This window comes from Tolypothrix sp. FACHB-123, assembly GCF_014697075.1.
Lineage (GTDB): Bacteria > Cyanobacteriota > Cyanobacteriia > Cyanobacteriales > Nostocaceae > Aulosira.
Map to the genome: position 1 here is coordinate 35,759 of NZ_JACJRE010000035.1, position 16,520 is coordinate 52,278.

Sequence of the window (16,520 nt, forward strand, 5' to 3'; positions counted from 1 at the left end):
TTTGCCAGTGTAATATAATATTTGAAAGTTGACTACTAAACGTTAGGTAGGTTTGAGAGTGCCAGACGATCGCAACTCTCCAAAACAAGTCTCATCTGGTGGTAGAGAAAGAATTCTTGAGCAAGCAGAAGAGCTATTCCGCAGCCGGGGCTATAATACAGTGACAATGAGGGAGATTGCTCATGGAGTAGGAATTCGTCAGGCTTCTTTGTATTACCATTTTCCCAGTAAAGAGCAGCTGTTTGTCGCCGTCAACGAACGTTTGTTTGAGCGTCATCGCCTGGGTATAGAGCAAGTAATTACGCAAAATGGGGCTGATTTGCGATCGCAACTCTATGCAATTGCTAGATGGTTCCTATCTCAGCCTCCCATCCACTTTTTAAGCATGGTACATACAGATATGCCCTTATTGGATGCGGAAAATACAGCGAGATTAACTGCTTACTCATCTGATTGCATATTTGAACCTATTTGTCAAATATTTAACCAAGCACAACAGCGAGGCGAAATTCGACAGGTGCGTCCCCAACTGCTAGCCGGATTTTTTCTGTCTGTTATCGAGAGTCTTCCCCTCGCCAGTACTTTTGTGGATGCTGTACCAAAAGAAACGATTGTGAATGAAATGATTTCGGTTTTATGGGAGGGGTTGAAAATTGAACGCTAAGTTAAATTGTCCAGTATGCGATCGCACCGATATTGAGGGTGACATTTGCCCTAATTGCGAAACTGATCTGAGTTCAGTGCGTATACTGATGGAACTACCAATAGAACGCAAAAGCATTCCCATATTCTTAGCAATAGCTATTGCTCTAGCCTGTTTTATTTTCGGGATTGTATTGTCAAAATTTTATCTCTTTTGAAACTAGAGGCTAGAGACTAGGGACTAGGGACTAGGGACTAGGGGAGTAGGGGAGAGATTTGCTGATTATTGAGTAACTTGAAACTAGAAATTACGGGAATGAGGGTAAGAAGGACAAAGAGAATCATCAATGCCCAATGCCCAATGCCCAATGCCCAATGCCCAACAATTATAAACGCTGGAGTAGACTTAAACCGTGAGTATCAGTACCACAGGTATTAAAAAGGCCGTATTCCTCAGCCAACTGTTGCACTTGTTCTGATTCTATAGTGCTAGGTTTCCAAGGGTTGGGGTTGTTGTAAGCATAGAAACTTTCTACCCCATCAATTCCCGATACCGCAGCAGCAGGAATTAAATCAAAATGCGATCGCCTGTAACGTGCGGGATGCGCGAGTACAGCTAATCCCCCCGCTTCATGAATTGCATCAATTACGTTATTTGCTTGATATTCTTTACCTGTAGTTATTTTCCTTTGTAAATAAGGTTTCATGCTGCTATGTTCTACTTGGAAGGAGTAAGCCAAAATATGCACTTCAACTTCCAAAAGGTTGGCATTAATCTCCACACCACTCCACAGGTGGGGAAGACCTTCACCGGGATTATTCCATTTCCAATCTTCTAGCCAAGCTTTTGCTGCTTGATAGCCGCTAATACTATGATGATCGGTAATTGCTAGTCCTTTTAATCCAATAGCGATCGCCTGCTCCATTAATACATTGGGCTGTAATCTACCATCAGAATAGACAGTATGCATATGAAAGTTAAATAATCTTGGACAACTTTGGGCATCAATATTCTGGAATATTTGCCTTAAGATTTCCGTAGAAGCAGAAGTCCGAGCTAAATTTACAACCATAACCCCCTCTAAGATAAAAGTACATTGTTATTCACACACAAACACGCCACACATTTTTAGATAATAAACACTCAACACTTTTAGTTAGTGCTGTAGCAATTTTTTTGACTTTGACCGCAAAGTTTTCAATATATTAAGACTACGTTAGCAAATCTCAACACTGACGGCGATGAGTATTTTCAATTGGAACAATCAGAATAGGTAACAAATACTGCCATCTGGTTAGTCAATGGTTCAGAAACCTTTCTACTGGAGACATTTGTACAGGCGGGTTTCATCTCCATAACTTCTTTGAGAGTCAATATCTTAGAAAACCGCCCCTACAATTTATGTATTTTTTAACACCCTAATTAATTTATACCTGGCAAATAAAGTTTGCTAACATAAGTTCTTTCTATGGTAACGCTAATAACGTTCCCATACTGCCGCATTCAGTTTTTGCTAAGTACTAATTCATGGCAGAAATTACGTAATTATGCGGTTATTCAGGCGATGAGACAGAGCAAATCTCAATATTTTGAATAACCTGCATCAATTTTTTGATTTATGACAGTAATCCAACCAATGAATTATCGCCAGTAATGACTTCACCAATGGCAAAAGCGGGTATTTCTTCTGCTTGAAAGTAGTTAATTGTTTGTTCTACCTGCGCTGGAGGTACTAAAAGCACAAAACCAATACCCATATTGAAAGTATTGTACATAGCCTCAGGATTTACATTACCTGCTTGGGCTATCCACTGAAAAACGGGCGGAATTTGCCAACTATTGAGGTTAATTTTAATTGCTTGATTTGTGCCTAAACATCTAGGTAAATTTTCTGGTAAACCACCGCCTGTGATATGCGCCATCCCGTGAATTTCTAAACCTGCTTTCCGGGCAGCGAGTAAGGGTTTGACGTAAATTCTTGTGGGGGTAAGGAAAGCTTCGGCGATAGTTTGCCCGCCTAATAATTCTGGACGTTGATCCCAAGCAAATCCGCGTTCACTGACAATCTTACGGACTAAACTTAAGCCATTGCTATGGACACCGGCGCTAGCAAGTGCGATCGCCACATCTCCGACTTTTACCTGGGAACCATCCAACATTTGGCTTTTTTCCACGATTCCCACACAAAATCCCGCCAAATCATACTCGCCCACTTGATAAAAACCAGGCATTTCTGCTGTTTCTCCACCCAGCAAAGCGCAACCTGCTTGCTTACATCCAGAGGCTATACCCGCCACAACCTCAGTTAATTGTTCCTTCTCCAGCTTCCCTGTGGCTAAATAGTCCAAAAAAAACAACGGTTCCGCCCCAGATGTCAGCACATCGTTCACACACATCGCCACCAAATCAATACCCACAGTATCGTGACGGTTGAGAACCTGAGCGATTTTCAGCTTTGTACCGACACCATCAGTACCAGAAACCAACACAGGTTCCTGATAACCCCCAGGAAGCTGGAAGCAACCGCCAAAACCGCCCAATCCACCAAGCACTTCCTTTCTAAAAGTACTGTGAACCAAATTGCGAATTTGGTCTACAAAGGCTCGTCCAGCCTCAACATCAACCCCAGCATCCCGATAATCCATTCCTAACCGCTTCCTGACTGCTCTGTTATTAATTCTTTACACACATAGAACATCATCACATAATATTTACTTAATTTGTATTGGGCATGGGGCATTGGGCATTGGGCAATTCAATTTTGGATTTTGGATTTGCAATTTTGGATTGGGTTTGAATCTAAAATCTAAAATCTAAAATCCAAAATTCCTTGTCCCCCTTGTCTTCCTTATCCCCCTTCCCCTGCACCCTTATTTCTTCGCTTCTGGCTTCTGATACTTACCAGGATACTTCCGGTGAAAATATTCTTCCATAATTTCTTTAATCATGGGAGCAGCTACGCTACCACCGCCACCACCAGAATGTTCAGCAAAAGCTACTATCAATACCTCTGGTTTATCATCTGGCGCATAAGCACCAAACCAAGCGTGATTTTGTTTCACACCACGCTTCCAGGCTTCGGCTGTACCGCTTTTACCTGCTACTGGGGGAAGTGAGGGTATATTTAAAGCTTTACCTGTACCTTCAGATACTACTTTTCGCAAACCTTCACGCAGGATTTTCATAGTACTCGGCTTTATATTTAACGATGAACGCCAGCTTTTTGCATCTTCATTATCTTTAAGTAAATGGGGCTGGACGCGATCGCCTCCATTAGCAGGTACAGCAAACATAATTGCTACTTGTAGGGGCGTGGTTTGTAAAGCACCTTGACCAATGGACATATTAATACTGTCGCCTACAGTCCAGGGCATTTTCCATACTTTCTGCTTCCATGTCTCATCGGGAACTAAACCCTTGGCTTCTTCGGAAGTAAACTCAAAGCCGGTTTTTTCCCCAAATCCATACTTGCGCGTCCACTCAATCAAAGTTGGGCCGCCGACTCCCCTAGCAATTTGATAGAAAAAGGTATCGCTACTCCACTGTAATGCGCCAACAAAGCCTAAAGGCCCAAATCCCGCATGGTTCCATTCGCCAAAAGTAGTGCCGCCAATCGTTAAGGAACCGTAGGTTTGCAGCACAGTGCTAGGAGAAAATTTACCCGATTCCAAGGCAGCAGTTGTAGTGACGATTTTGAATGTACTAGCAGGAGGAAAGACACTTAAGGCACGATTCACCAAAGGATGTTCTTCGCCTTGAACGGTGTCCCAGTCTTTTTGCGAAAGTTTCTGCTTCGAGAAAATATTGGGATCGAAGGTAGGGTGAGATACCAATGCCAAAACCGCACCATTTTTGGGATTGAGGGCAACGATCGCGCCATTGCGTGTACCTAAGGCTTTTTCTGCTGTCTTTTGCATCTCCAAATCAATGGTTAAGTGCAAATCGTTACCAGCTTTAGCTTGTTTCTCCCCCAAAACCCTAAGCGGTCTACCAGCACCATCCACTTCTACTTGCTGACCGCCCCATTCACCTCTAAGTTGCTTTTCATAGGCTTTTTCCACCCCCATCTGACCAATCACATCTCCCAAGCGATAGCCTTCTTGGCGCTTCTGTTTTAACTGCTCGGCAGTTAGTTCGCGAGTATAACCAAGTACATGAGCCATTGGTCTGCCGTGGGGATAATAACGCACAGCATCGAGATGAATTTCTACATCTGTGAGTTCATTTTGATACTCTTTTAAGGCAGTAATTTCCGCTTCATTGAGATCCCGCGCAATCCTAATCAAAGATGAAGAGTTTCTCCCGGCTGCTACTAGTTTTTTTTCAATTTCTGATTGAGGAATATCAAGAATTTGGGAAAGACGCGCCCCGACAACAGGCCAGGAAGGTTTGGTATGAGCCATCGGCCACAAATATACCGATCGCGGATAGCGAGTACTAGCTAAAAGTTTGCCATAACGGTCAAAAATATTACCCCTTTCTGGCTGTTTGGGGATCATTCTAATACGGTTAGATTCAGCGCGCTTACGATGATTTGCACCTTCAACTATTTGTAAATATGCCAAACGCGCACCTATGGCACTTGTCATTAACAGAGTAAATATAATCAGGAATGTTGGCTGAAAACTTTTACCAACTGTACGTGTATTTTTTGGTCTTCCCAGTGGAGTCGGTTCTATTAAAGCCATAGGACGAGTAATGACTACAAAATTAATCTAATTTATACAGTTATTGATGCTGATTTTTTAACCAGCACTTTATGGCAGTTCTCAGAAAAACTGTATCAAGAATCAATGATGACTGATAAGTTCACTTATAAGTTCACAGTCAGCACTCCAGTGTTGAGAATTTTCTCTAAACTTGGGGCGACAATTGACCATGAAGCCTGGTGTGAGCCATCAGCCATAAATATACAGAATGAGGATAGCAATTACTAGCTAGAAGCTACCCATGAAAGCGAAATATATTACCTGATTCTGGTAGTTGAGGAATTATCTGAATGCACTGAGACTCGGATGTGGGGGGGGTAGTTTTGACCTTGTATATTTTTTGTTACCTGGTAGATTTGTTGATAATGAACCCATAACACAAGATTATGATGACAAAATTTTAGGATTTTTTAGTATTTATTGATATACACAAGCCTCAAAGAGGCTACTCAGTATGAATCGGCAAATAATTCCAAGAATATCTTCCCAATCAATAGTTTTTGACGGATACAATGAACCAAAGTGCCAGAGGTAGGCTGGTTAATAGACTACCTAAATGTGCACGATCGCGTAGATTCACGGCATTTTACTGAGGATTATGGCTCAATCTGTGACGCAGGATCGGGGGGAGATGATGGCTTTGCAGCCGCTAGATGTTGAGCTGCGTAACGTATTCAAGTTTTTTAACCAAGAACCAGCCGTCAATGGCGTAGACTTGGACGTTAGGCAAGGAGAATTTTTTAGTATTTTAGGCCCTTCTGGTTGTGGCAAGACAACAATATTACGTTTAATTGCGGGGTTTGAACAAGCGGATGCGGGTAAAGTATTGATTCAAGGTCAGTTTATGACTAATGTCCCGCCTTATCGCCGGCCTGTCAATACGGTATTTCAAAGCTATGCATTGTTCAATCACTTGAATGTTTGGGATAATATTGCTTTTGGACTGCGCTTGAAAAAATTGCGTAAACCAGAAATCGATCGCCGCGTCAAAGAAGCTTTAAAACTGGTGAAAATGGAAAGTTTGCGATCGCGCTTTCCTAATCAACTTTCGGGAGGACAGCAGCAAAGAGTAGCCTTAGCCAGGGCTTTAGTCAACCGTCCCTCAGTGCTGTTACTCGATGAACCCTTAGGCGCATTAGATTTAAAGCTGCGTAAAGAAATGCAGGTGGAGTTAATCAATCTCCATAAAGAATTGCAATTAACCTTTATTATGGTCACCCACGACCAAGAAGAAGCCTTATCATTGAGCGATCGCATAGCCGTGATCAATCAAGGGAAAATAGAGCAAATTGGTACTCCCAGCCAAATTTACGAATTTCCCCGCACATCTTTTGTCGCTGATTTCATCGGTGATACCAATTTATTCAGTGGTGACATCATTGGTGTAGAAGCTTCTACAGTTCAAGTTGAGACCAAAACAGGACTAACTATTGTTGTTAACCGTCATGAAGAAACACCTACAGAAATATCTCAACCAGTAGTAGTTAGCGTCCGTCCTGAAAAAATTCAACTTTCACTTTATCCACCTAATTTTCCTAATAACTGCTTTGAAGGGCGACTGATTAACATCATGTATCTAGGAACCCATGTTAATTATGTTGTTGAATTAATCAACGGCATTAGTATTAATGTCTTACAACCTAACACCTTTGGTAGCTTACCAGACCCAAATACACCTATTTATGCTTGGTGGGCAGAAAGTGATTGTTTGGCTATTAGTCAATAGTCATTGGTCAAGACGGGCGTATACTCGTAAACTATTAACCCCTAAACAAATAAAATCTATCCAAACCATCATTAATGAATTAGCATCTAAATTAAATTCATATCTTACCTCAATTGGTAAATTACCCAGTGGCAAATAACAAATGACCAATGACTATTGACCAATAACAAATGACTACCAGACGCACATTTATACAACAAATTACCGCACTTTCTAGCTTATCTTTAGCTGGGTGTGGTTGGCGATTAGCAGATGTCCGCGCTAATGCTAAAACATCTGCTCAACGCGACCAACTTTATATTTATACCTGGACGCAATATACTGACAGCCAATTACTTAAAGCTTTTAGTACCCAAACTGGGATGAAAATCCTTGCAGATGTCTATGAATCTAATGATGTCATGCTAGCTAAATTACAAGCTGGAGGCGGTAGTAATTACAGTATTATTTACCCATCTGACTATATGGTACAGAAGATGGTGCAGAAGGATTTATTAACAGAAATAGATCGCGATCGCTTAATCGGCTTAGATAATTTATTTCCCCGGTTCCAAAATCCTACTTATGACCTCAATAACCGCTATAGCATACCCTTCAATTGGGGCACAACAGGTATAGTTTATAATAGCGAAATTCTGAAAAATTCACCTCTAGATTGGGATTATATTTGGCAAAATCAAGAGCAGTTAAATAAACGCATGACTTTATTAAATGATGTCCGTGAAGTTATGGGTGCAGTTTTGCGAATGCTCGGTTATTCATACAATTCTCAAAACGAAAATGAAGTTAAACAAGCTTATGAACAATTGAAAGAACTGAAACCAAAAATTACGGCATTTGATACAGAAGCTTGGCAAAATCAAATTTTGGCTGGAGATTTATTATTAGCAATGTGTTATTCGGCTGATGCAATCAGAGTAACCAAAGAAAATCCTAAATTAAAGTATGTAATTCCTCGGAGTGGTTCTTCATTATGGACTGATACAATCGTAATTCCCAAAACAGCAATCAATCCTGATGGAGCCTATGCTTGGATTAACTTTATTTTACAGCCAGAAGTAGCAGCCGAAATTAGCCAACGGCTGAATATTGCCACTCCTAATTTGGCAGGATTTGAGCAATTACCTATCAGCCTACAGCAAAATACTAGTTTATTTCCCCCGGAGTCAATTCTAGAAAAATGTGAACGTATTACGCCTTTAGGAAAATTTGATGAGATTTACGATCGCTACTGGACGCAATTAACTAGTAGTTAAATATTCTAAATTTTTATCAATTTTTTAATTATTGAAAAATCTATTTATGAATAATCAAACTTCTGAATCTCAACTACATCCAAACAGTAATATTGCCACAATCAAAAACGAGCGTTACGCAAATCTCAGTTGGCTCCAACCTTTAATATTACTAGTACCATCTGGAATTTGGTTATTACTCTTACTGGTACTACCAACATTAATTATTTTTCAATTGAGTTTAGTACCCAACATTCGTCCTGGAGATTTAGTTAATCCTAGCGGCTTACAAAACTATCTTCGGATATTCGATCCGCTTTATTTGCAAGTAATTTTGCGCTCAATGGCTTTAGCCATAACAACAACAATTATTTGTTTAATTCTTAGTTTTCCGGTTGCTTATTGGATTGCTCAAATCGTAACCAAACGCTGGCGGAATTTATTATTATTAGCTTTTATTTTACCTTTGTGGACTTCGTCTTTACTGCGTTCCTACGCTTGGATTACGATTCTGCGTCCGACTGGTTTATTAAATACTTTATTGAAAAATTTACATTTACAACCTTTAGAATTATTGAACCATACTCCAGCTGTATTAATTGCCATGAGTTACAGCTTATTGCCTTACATGGTGTTAATTTTATATGCTTCTCTAGAAAAATTAGATATGCGTTTATTAGAAGCAGCCGCCGATTTAGGCGCAAATCCTACACAGGCGTTTTGGCAAGTGACAGTACCACAAACTTTACCAGGCTTAACTGCTGGTTCAATGCTTGTTTTTATTACAGCCTTAGGCGATTTTGTCAATCCAGAACTACTAGGTGGTGCTTCTAGTATGACAGCAGCCAGATTAGTTTATAATCAGTTTCTTGGTGCGACTCAAAATTGGGGTTTTGGTTCAGCGTTGAGTATGGCATTAATTATGCTGGTGAGTATTGCGATCGCACTAATAATTAAGTTTGGTGACGCTAAACCTCAACGTTAGTTATTGAGCTAAATTTATCAGAGTTAGTAATGTAGCTTTATTCAAAAATAATATAATATTTACAATAAATAGGGTGGGAAATAAATGCCCACCCTAACGCTTACAGAATCTATTTCTATGCTAATGACTCATGACGTAATTATTAGAGTCATGGCTGTGTCGGTTAATTAAATCTCCAATTGTCGAAACTAATTTATCTTCTAAATATGGCTTAGTTAAGTAAGCATCTGCACCTAAAGATTCAGCAAGTTGGCGATGTTTTTCCGCACTACGGGAAGTGAGAATTACTATAGGTACTTCCCCTAATTGTGAGTTTTTCCGCACATTAGATAAAAGTTCAAAACCGTTCATTCGTGGCATTTCTAAATCAGAAACTACTACTTGAATTTCTGGATAAGCTTGTAATTTTTCTAGAGCTTCTACACCATTTTGTGCTTGTAATACTTGATATCCATACTTCTGTAATGTCAGCGACAGAGTTTGACGCAGACTCAGAGCATCATCTACCACTAACAGCACTTTTGATGATTTTTGATTTGCTGACAAAGACTGACTGAGCTGGCTTGACGTTGTATCTGTAGGATTAGCTGGAGCCAGTAGAGGTGTAGAGTTGGATATTAAATCTGACGAAGTTAAGGCTTGTTGATTTGGCAAATAATCTGTTGATAGTGTCGCAATTTCCAGCGTGGCTTGCATCTCTTGAGAGTACAATAACAGTGTCGGATCGATAATTAAGATGAGATTACCACTGGCTAAACTACTACAACCATAAATATATTTTGGGGGAGCGATCGCACTTCCTAAAGGTCTAATTACTAGTTCTTGTTCACCAATAATTTGGTCAACTTCTAACCCAAAAATTTCTTGATTGCGGTGTAGTAATAACACAGGATTTTTCATGATTCCTGTTTCATAGGCAGTGGCTGGATTATTGTAACTAATACAATTGAAAGATGAACCATTATAGTCAATTAAATCAGAAATATGGCGGAGGCTAACCATACGTTCATCTCCGGCAATGTTATAGTAGAGTACTCTCTTGCCTTTATATTCTTTAATTTGTTGCTCTGAAGGAACTAAGATTTTTTCTAAATTATCCAATAGCAAAGCGTAGATAAAACCACCTGCTTGGACTAGCATTAACTTATCGGTAGTCATAGAGAAAGGAATTTTTAATATAAATGTTGTACCTTGATTAGGCAACGATTTTACAGATAAAGAACCGTTGAGAGACTGTATCTGCGAACGCACAATATCTAAACCCATACCACGTCCAGAAATATCACTTACCCGATCGGTAGTGGTAAATCCTGGGGAAAACATCAATTCTAAAAGTTTAGCTTCCGCCGCTTGGTAATTATTACTTCTAACTACATCGTCGGCGGGGATAAGATTTTGCTCAATAGCTCTTTTGCGAATTTTTTCTAAATTCAAACCCTGTCCATCATCGCGGACTTCAATAATAGTTTGACTTCCCTGATTATAAGCATGAATTTCGATGACAGCTTGTTCTCGTTTACCAACAGATTGGCGAACTTGAGCCGTTTCAATCCCATGATCGAAAGCATTACGTACTAAATGCAACAGCGGTTCATAAAGTTTTTCTGCGATCGCTTTATCTACCAGTACTTCTGTACCTATAAGTTTTAGTTCGACAATTTTGCCATGAACGCTCCCCATTTTTTTGATCATTGGGGGAAACCGATTCAAGATGTTTCCTAAAGGAGCCATCCTGGCTTCTACTAAATTATCAATAATATTTAACGTTAATCGTTGTTTTTTCTCACTAATCTGAATCGCTTGCGATAACGATAAATCTAGAGATTCGATGATTTCGTGGAGTTGCAAACTTTCTGCTATGGCTTCATGCAACTTCGTTTGCAATTCTGTATATGCATCCATTTCTAAAGAATCAAACTTTACAGATGCAAAATCTCGATTATTCTGTAAAGCGTGATTCTGGGAGTGTATGGGTAGATCGCCTAATTGATTTAAAATTATTTGTTGTCTGCTTAGATGCTCTCTTAATTGTTCAATAATTTCTTTAATTTGTTCATCATGTAATATGCGCTGTTTTTGCTTAATCAGGAGTTCACCCGCTAAATAATTCAAGCGGTGTAATCCTTCTGTATCTACTCGTACAAATGAAGGTGTACGAGAATTTTTTACAGATGAAGTTGATAATTGCTCTGTTGTTTGGTTGCTTTGAATAGCCGCATCAGCAATGGCTGTATTAACAGTAGTGGCGATATCTGTAATGACTGGTTCGATAATAGCTAAAGATTCATAATTTTTTTGTTCGGGTTCTGGTTCATCAATTTCATGGATATGGTTTTCATTAGTTTCTCCTCCCCAAATTGACTCTAAGAGATGATTAGTTTCTGCGAGAATATTTTCCTGGAAAACTAATAGTTGTTTTAATTTAGGCTTGTCCAGCCAATTTTTTTCTTGGGTTGTAACTGGTGGAAAGTTTTTGTATTCTTGAGCTAATTTCTTAATTTGCTTTTGCAGTGCTGGAATGACAGAATTATTTTGCTTAACTTGCTCGGTTGTATAATGGAATTTGGCAACAGCTAGAATGATTGTCAAAATCACGCCTTGGCGATATAAGCAGAGGCTTTGGCTATCTTCAGCTTCTTGGATAAATTCTCTAAATTGGTTCAACCAATTTTCAATATAACTAACAGTAACTTCGCCGTTATTAGAAATAATTAGAGCCAAATTGAGATTTTCTTTGTTAATTTCCCTGCGATGATTAAACCAGCCGAGGATAAAACGAATTACCTTAAGATAAAACTTGGCTTTGGCTGGGTTAAGTGGCTGATTTTGGCTATCAGCAGATGTTGTGAGAAATTTATATAATGCTTTAAATTCATTTTGTAAAGCAATGGGAATTACAGAATCTTGTGTGGCTGAATATAATTCATCTGTGGCTACTTGGGTGAAACTCTGCAATGCTGAAGAAGCTTCACCACCACAAGTGCGATCGCCTGCTAAGACAGATGCTTGAGCTTGTTGTAAATTAGCTAGAGCAACTTTCCCAATTTGATGCGCCTGGTTGGGGTTAGCTTTGATTGCGGCGATAATTGTTTGGGCGATCGCGCCAAATCCTGGTAAATTTAAAGATTCACCTAAACCAATAAATACTTCAGCTTGCGAGCTTAATAACTCAGCTAATTCTGTTGGTTCTGATATTTGATCCAACGCCTCAGCAATCATTTCTAAGCGTTGCTGTACTCCAACTTCAAAAATAGATTGAACGAGATCGAAGCCCAATTCTTGGGAAGTAGGAATATAAGCTTCGCTACCAAAAGCATCACCGAGTTTTTCTTGTAGCTGAGCAAAGATTGAAGCTGCTCTTTGCAAAATTTCGTCACCATTCACAGTACTACCTGTTAATTCTGCGGTAAGTGCCAACCTTAGGCATTCGTAAGCTTGTAGTATCAGTGATTGTAATTGATCGTCAATAACAACGCTAGGATTGTATAACGCATTGAAGACATCTTCTAAAGAATGTGCAATAGAGCTAATTACCTCTAGCCCAACGTTAGCAGATCCCCCTTTAATTGTATGGGTTGCCCGCATTAGCTGATGTACTTTAGCTATACTAAAATCTTCTGACAAACTAAACAGTTCTTCTTCGATAGTTTGTAGTAACTCTGGAGCTTCAGCTAAAAAATAGATGTAACCCTGTTCGCGAATATCAATATCTGAAGTCATATTTTTAAGTCATTATTTATTAGTTTCATTAGTCATTATTCATTAGTCATGTTTTAGCGGGAATGGGGAATCAGGAATTACCATGAGTAATACTGCGTATTATCATCTCGTTTCCCTCATCCCCATACTTTAAACTAGGGCCAGTTATTTGGTTATCAATTGACTTTAAACTTGCTAGCAGTTGTTAATAGTTCTTTTGCCATGCCTGATAATGTTTGGAAAACAACGGCAATTTCATGAGATTCATCAACAGTTTGGTGAGAAATTTGCGCTACATCTTTCATCGTTGCCGTTACCTTGACAGACTGATCCATTTGTTGTTGAGTGGCTTCGGTAATGCGCTGAATTAACTGACTAATTTCCGCAGTAGCGCTAACAATAGCATTCAAATTCTGTCGAGCATCACTGACAAGGTTTGTCCCTTCTACTACCTGTTGGATACCTATGTCCATAGCTACAGATACTTCTCCAGTATCTGCTTGAATCTCTTGAACTAATTTTTCAATTTCGATAGTAGCTGCTGCTGACTGGCGCGATAAAGAACGAACTTCATCTGCTACCACAGCAAAACCTTTGCCATATTCACCTGCACGAGTAGCTTCAATAGCAGCGTTCAGCGCTAGGACGTTGGTTTGAGTGGCAAAATTACTAATTAAGTTCACTACTTTGGAGATTTTTTGTGAAGATTCGCTGAGCCGTTTAATCTTTTTACTGGTTTGAGCAACAGTTTCGCGAATTCCTTCGATAGCTTGTACAGTCAAGTTCATTGCACCATCACCAGACTCGACAGTTTGGTTAGCTTGTTTGACTGCTACTTGTACCAATTCAGCGTTAGCTACCACAGCTTTTGTCGCGTCAACCATTTGTTGAATGTCACTTAAAGCGGTGGCCATTTCTTGGGATTGTTGGTTTGCTAAGTTGGTCAGTCCCACTAATGATGCTTCGCTAGTATCAGAAGTCTGCGCAACTTGTTGAGCTGCTGTCTGCACTTGGATGACAATTTGTCGCAATGCTTGCAGGGTATTATTGTAAGCATCAGCAATTGTACCGAGTTCATCCTCTGTGATGGGCGCGCGTACTGTCAAGTTGCCATTAAGGGCGGGTCTTAGGGCTGTTAACAGTTGAATAGAACGCTGTTGTAATAACTCTTTAGCGGCTTTTTCTCGTGCGGCGGCTTCTGCTAATTGTGTTGACTGTGCTTTTACTTGTTGCAAATACTCAGTTTGTTGTAATGCTAACCCTAATTGGTCGGAAGTTCTTCCTAACAAGCTAATTTCCGATTCTTCCCACTCACGAGTTCCAGAGTTTTGGTAAACTGCCAATAATCCCCACAGTTTTTCACCAAAGAATATCGGCACTGTCACATAAGCCCTAACTTCAAATTTCTCTAATGCTTCAATGTGACAGGGAGAATGTCCAGCATTGTAAATATCATTAGTGAAAAAATAGTCACCTTTCTGATATTTACCCATTTGAGCGCACTCTTGTATTTGGGTATCTTTCCAGACTGTAATTTTATCGGGGCCTACCAATTTTATCCAGCCATGAGCTACTGATTCTGCGACAAATTCGCCACTCCAGTCAGGATTAAAACGATAGATACAAGCGCGATCGCATTTTAGTAATTGGCGGATATCTTGAGTGGATGTTTTGAAGATTTCTTCCACATCTAAAGATTGGCGAATGCGATCGACTAGTTTCGTTAAGGCTTTTTCTTGTTCAGCTATCTGCGCTAATTTTTCTGATTTGACTCTGACCTGATCAAAATATTCAATTTGTGATTTAGCTAGGCTAAATTGTAAGCCAATTTGTTCTAAAAAGTTAACTTCCCAGTTTTGCCAATGACGAGTGCCTGAGTTTTGATAAGCGCCTAACAAACCCCATAATTTTTCACCTAAGAAAATAGGAACTATGATAAATGCTTTAACTTCAAAATGCTCTAAAATTTCCAGATGACAAGCCGCAAAGTTGGTTTGATAAATGTCATTAACAACTGAGTTTTCGCCTTTAACATATCTACCTCCCTGGGTTTCTTGCAAATAGGTATCATCCCACACTGTGTTCAGATCTGGCCCTACCAGTTTCACCCAGCCATGGCCTACCGATTCTGCAATAAACTTACCACCCCAGTTAGGATTGAAGCGATAGACGGCAACGCGATCGCATCTTAGCGATTGACGGACTTCTTGAGTTGTGATTCTAAAAATGCTTTCTGTATCTAAAGATTGGCGGATGCGGTTAGCTATTTTTGTTAAGGTTTTTTCCTGTTCAACTATTTGAGTTAGTTGCTCATTTTGGGCTTTCACCTGTTCTAAATATTCGGCTTGAGAAATAGCAACGCCAAATTGCAAGCCAATATCTGTCAAAAAGTTTGTTTCCCAAGGTTGCCAATTACGAGTTTCGGAGTTTTGATAAGCTGCTAGTAAACCCCATAATTTTTTGCCAGACAAAACGGGAACTATGATATAAGCTTTGATTTCAAACTGCTCTAAAATTTCTACATGGCATTGAGAGTGCCCGGCTTGAGAAATATCATTAACAGTTAAACTTTCGCCTTGTGCATAACGTCCGCCTTGGGTTTCTTGCAAGTATGTATCTTCCCAAACAGTTTTGATATTCGGGGCTACTAGTTTTACCCAAGCATTACCCACAGATTCTGCAACAAACTCGCCACTCCAGTCGGGATCGAAGCGATATACAGCTACGCGATCGCAGCGGAGAAATTGGCGAATTTCATGAGTAGTTGCTTGAAAAATTTTATCAATAGATGTGACGTGGAGAATTCTATCAATAACTTTGGTAATTGATTTCTGCGCTAGTAGTTCTTGTTGTATTTGTGTTTGGGATGTAAAGCTTTGTATCCTGTAAGCAATTTCTGTAGTAATTTGAACTAGTAAGGTAATTTCTAATTCTTGCCATTGACGGGACAAAGCACAATTATTGACTACCAGTAAGCCCCATACCTGATCGTTGACTAAAATTGGTACGCTTAAGCTAGCTTTAACCTGAAATCTATCTAGTAGTTGTTGTTGATAAGGTGTAACTTTTATCTGCGTAACATCATTAATAACTACAGGTTCTAAATAATCTTGACTGGTATAGGCACCAAAGGTGATACTTGGCAGATTTTCTTCAATAGTTGGTGTCCAACCTAAGGTGAGAGATTCTGCAACTACTTTCCCAGTATCAGCAGTTTTAAACTCATAAATTAAAGCGCGATCGCTAACAATTTCTTCTCTGACTTGGACTACAGCTAATTTAAGGATTGTTTCAATATCTGGAGCTTGACGTAGCTGATTATTAATAGTTTTTAACTGCTGCCGCCAATTTTTAAATTCTTGTTCTATAGCATTTAATGTAGATAACTCATCAGTAGCAATATTAGCGATATTGCTACTACCATTTTCATTTTCTATATTGCTAATAATTTGCGTATTTTTTGGAGATTTGTTATACGAAACTGTCATTTTACACCCCTGAGTAATTGTTTTTAACGAAGAAA

At 39.5% G+C, this 16,520-nt stretch carries 9 protein-coding genes; 4 read left to right on the forward strand and 5 right to left on the reverse strand.

Annotated elements, in window-relative coordinates:
- The first annotated feature begins 58 nt into the window (after nt 1–58).
- Nucleotides 59–664 (forward strand): TetR family transcriptional regulator, encoded by a 606-nt coding sequence (locus tag H6G41_RS21545; protein WP_190748438.1) that lies wholly within the window; start codon nt 59–61, stop codon nt 662–664.
- 364 nt (nt 665–1,028) lie between these two features.
- On the opposite strand, the gene H6G41_RS21550 is transcribed toward H6G41_RS21545, so the two are convergent.
- From H6G41_RS21550 to mrdA, 3 genes are all read right to left on the reverse strand, one after another.
- A complete protein-coding gene (locus tag H6G41_RS21550) occupies nt 1,029–1,715 on the reverse strand; it encodes a PHP domain-containing protein (RefSeq protein WP_190748439.1) in 687 nt (228 codons plus the stop codon).
- A gap of 544 nt (nt 1,716–2,259) precedes the next feature.
- Entirely contained in the window at nt 2,260–3,288 is a 1,029-nt protein-coding gene (gene purM / locus H6G41_RS21555; protein WP_190748440.1) for a phosphoribosylformylglycinamidine cyclo-ligase, read from the reverse strand.
- 225 nt (nt 3,289–3,513) lie between these two features.
- Nucleotides 3,514–5,331, reverse strand: a complete 1,818-nt coding sequence (mrdA, locus tag H6G41_RS21560; RefSeq protein WP_190748441.1) for a penicillin-binding protein 2 — start codon at nt 5,329–5,331, stop codon at nt 3,514–3,516.
- Nucleotides 5,332–5,950: 619 nt separating this feature from the next.
- Here mrdA and H6G41_RS21565 point away from each other — a divergent pair.
- The 3 genes from H6G41_RS21565 (at nt 5,951) to H6G41_RS21575 (ending at nt 9,298) form a co-directional block, all read left to right on the forward strand.
- Nucleotides 5,951–7,078 (forward strand): ABC transporter ATP-binding protein, encoded by a 1,128-nt coding sequence (locus H6G41_RS21565; RefSeq protein ID WP_190748442.1) that lies wholly within the window; start codon nt 5,951–5,953, stop codon nt 7,076–7,078.
- Between the two features lie 170 nt (nt 7,079–7,248).
- On the forward strand, nt 7,249–8,334 hold the full coding sequence (locus H6G41_RS21570) for a spermidine/putrescine ABC transporter substrate-binding protein (protein WP_190748443.1): 1,086 nt from the start codon (nt 7,249–7,251) through the stop codon (nt 8,332–8,334).
- Between the two features lie 46 nt (nt 8,335–8,380).
- Complete coding sequence (locus tag H6G41_RS21575; RefSeq protein ID WP_190748444.1) at nt 8,381–9,298, forward strand: ABC transporter permease; 918 nt, start codon at nt 8,381–8,383, stop codon at nt 9,296–9,298.
- A gap of 120 nt (nt 9,299–9,418) precedes the next feature.
- Here the strand turns inward: H6G41_RS21575 and H6G41_RS21580 are convergent, their stop codons facing one another.
- Both H6G41_RS21580 and H6G41_RS21585 read right to left on the reverse strand, forming a co-directional pair.
- Nucleotides 9,419–13,018, reverse strand: a complete 3,600-nt coding sequence (locus H6G41_RS21580; RefSeq protein WP_190748446.1) for a hybrid sensor histidine kinase/response regulator — start codon at nt 13,016–13,018, stop codon at nt 9,419–9,421.
- A gap of 155 nt (nt 13,019–13,173) precedes the next feature.
- Nucleotides 13,174–16,485, reverse strand: a complete 3,312-nt coding sequence (locus tag H6G41_RS21585; protein WP_190748453.1) for a GAF domain-containing protein — start codon at nt 16,483–16,485, stop codon at nt 13,174–13,176.
- Nucleotides 16,486–16,520: the final 35 nt, after the last annotated feature.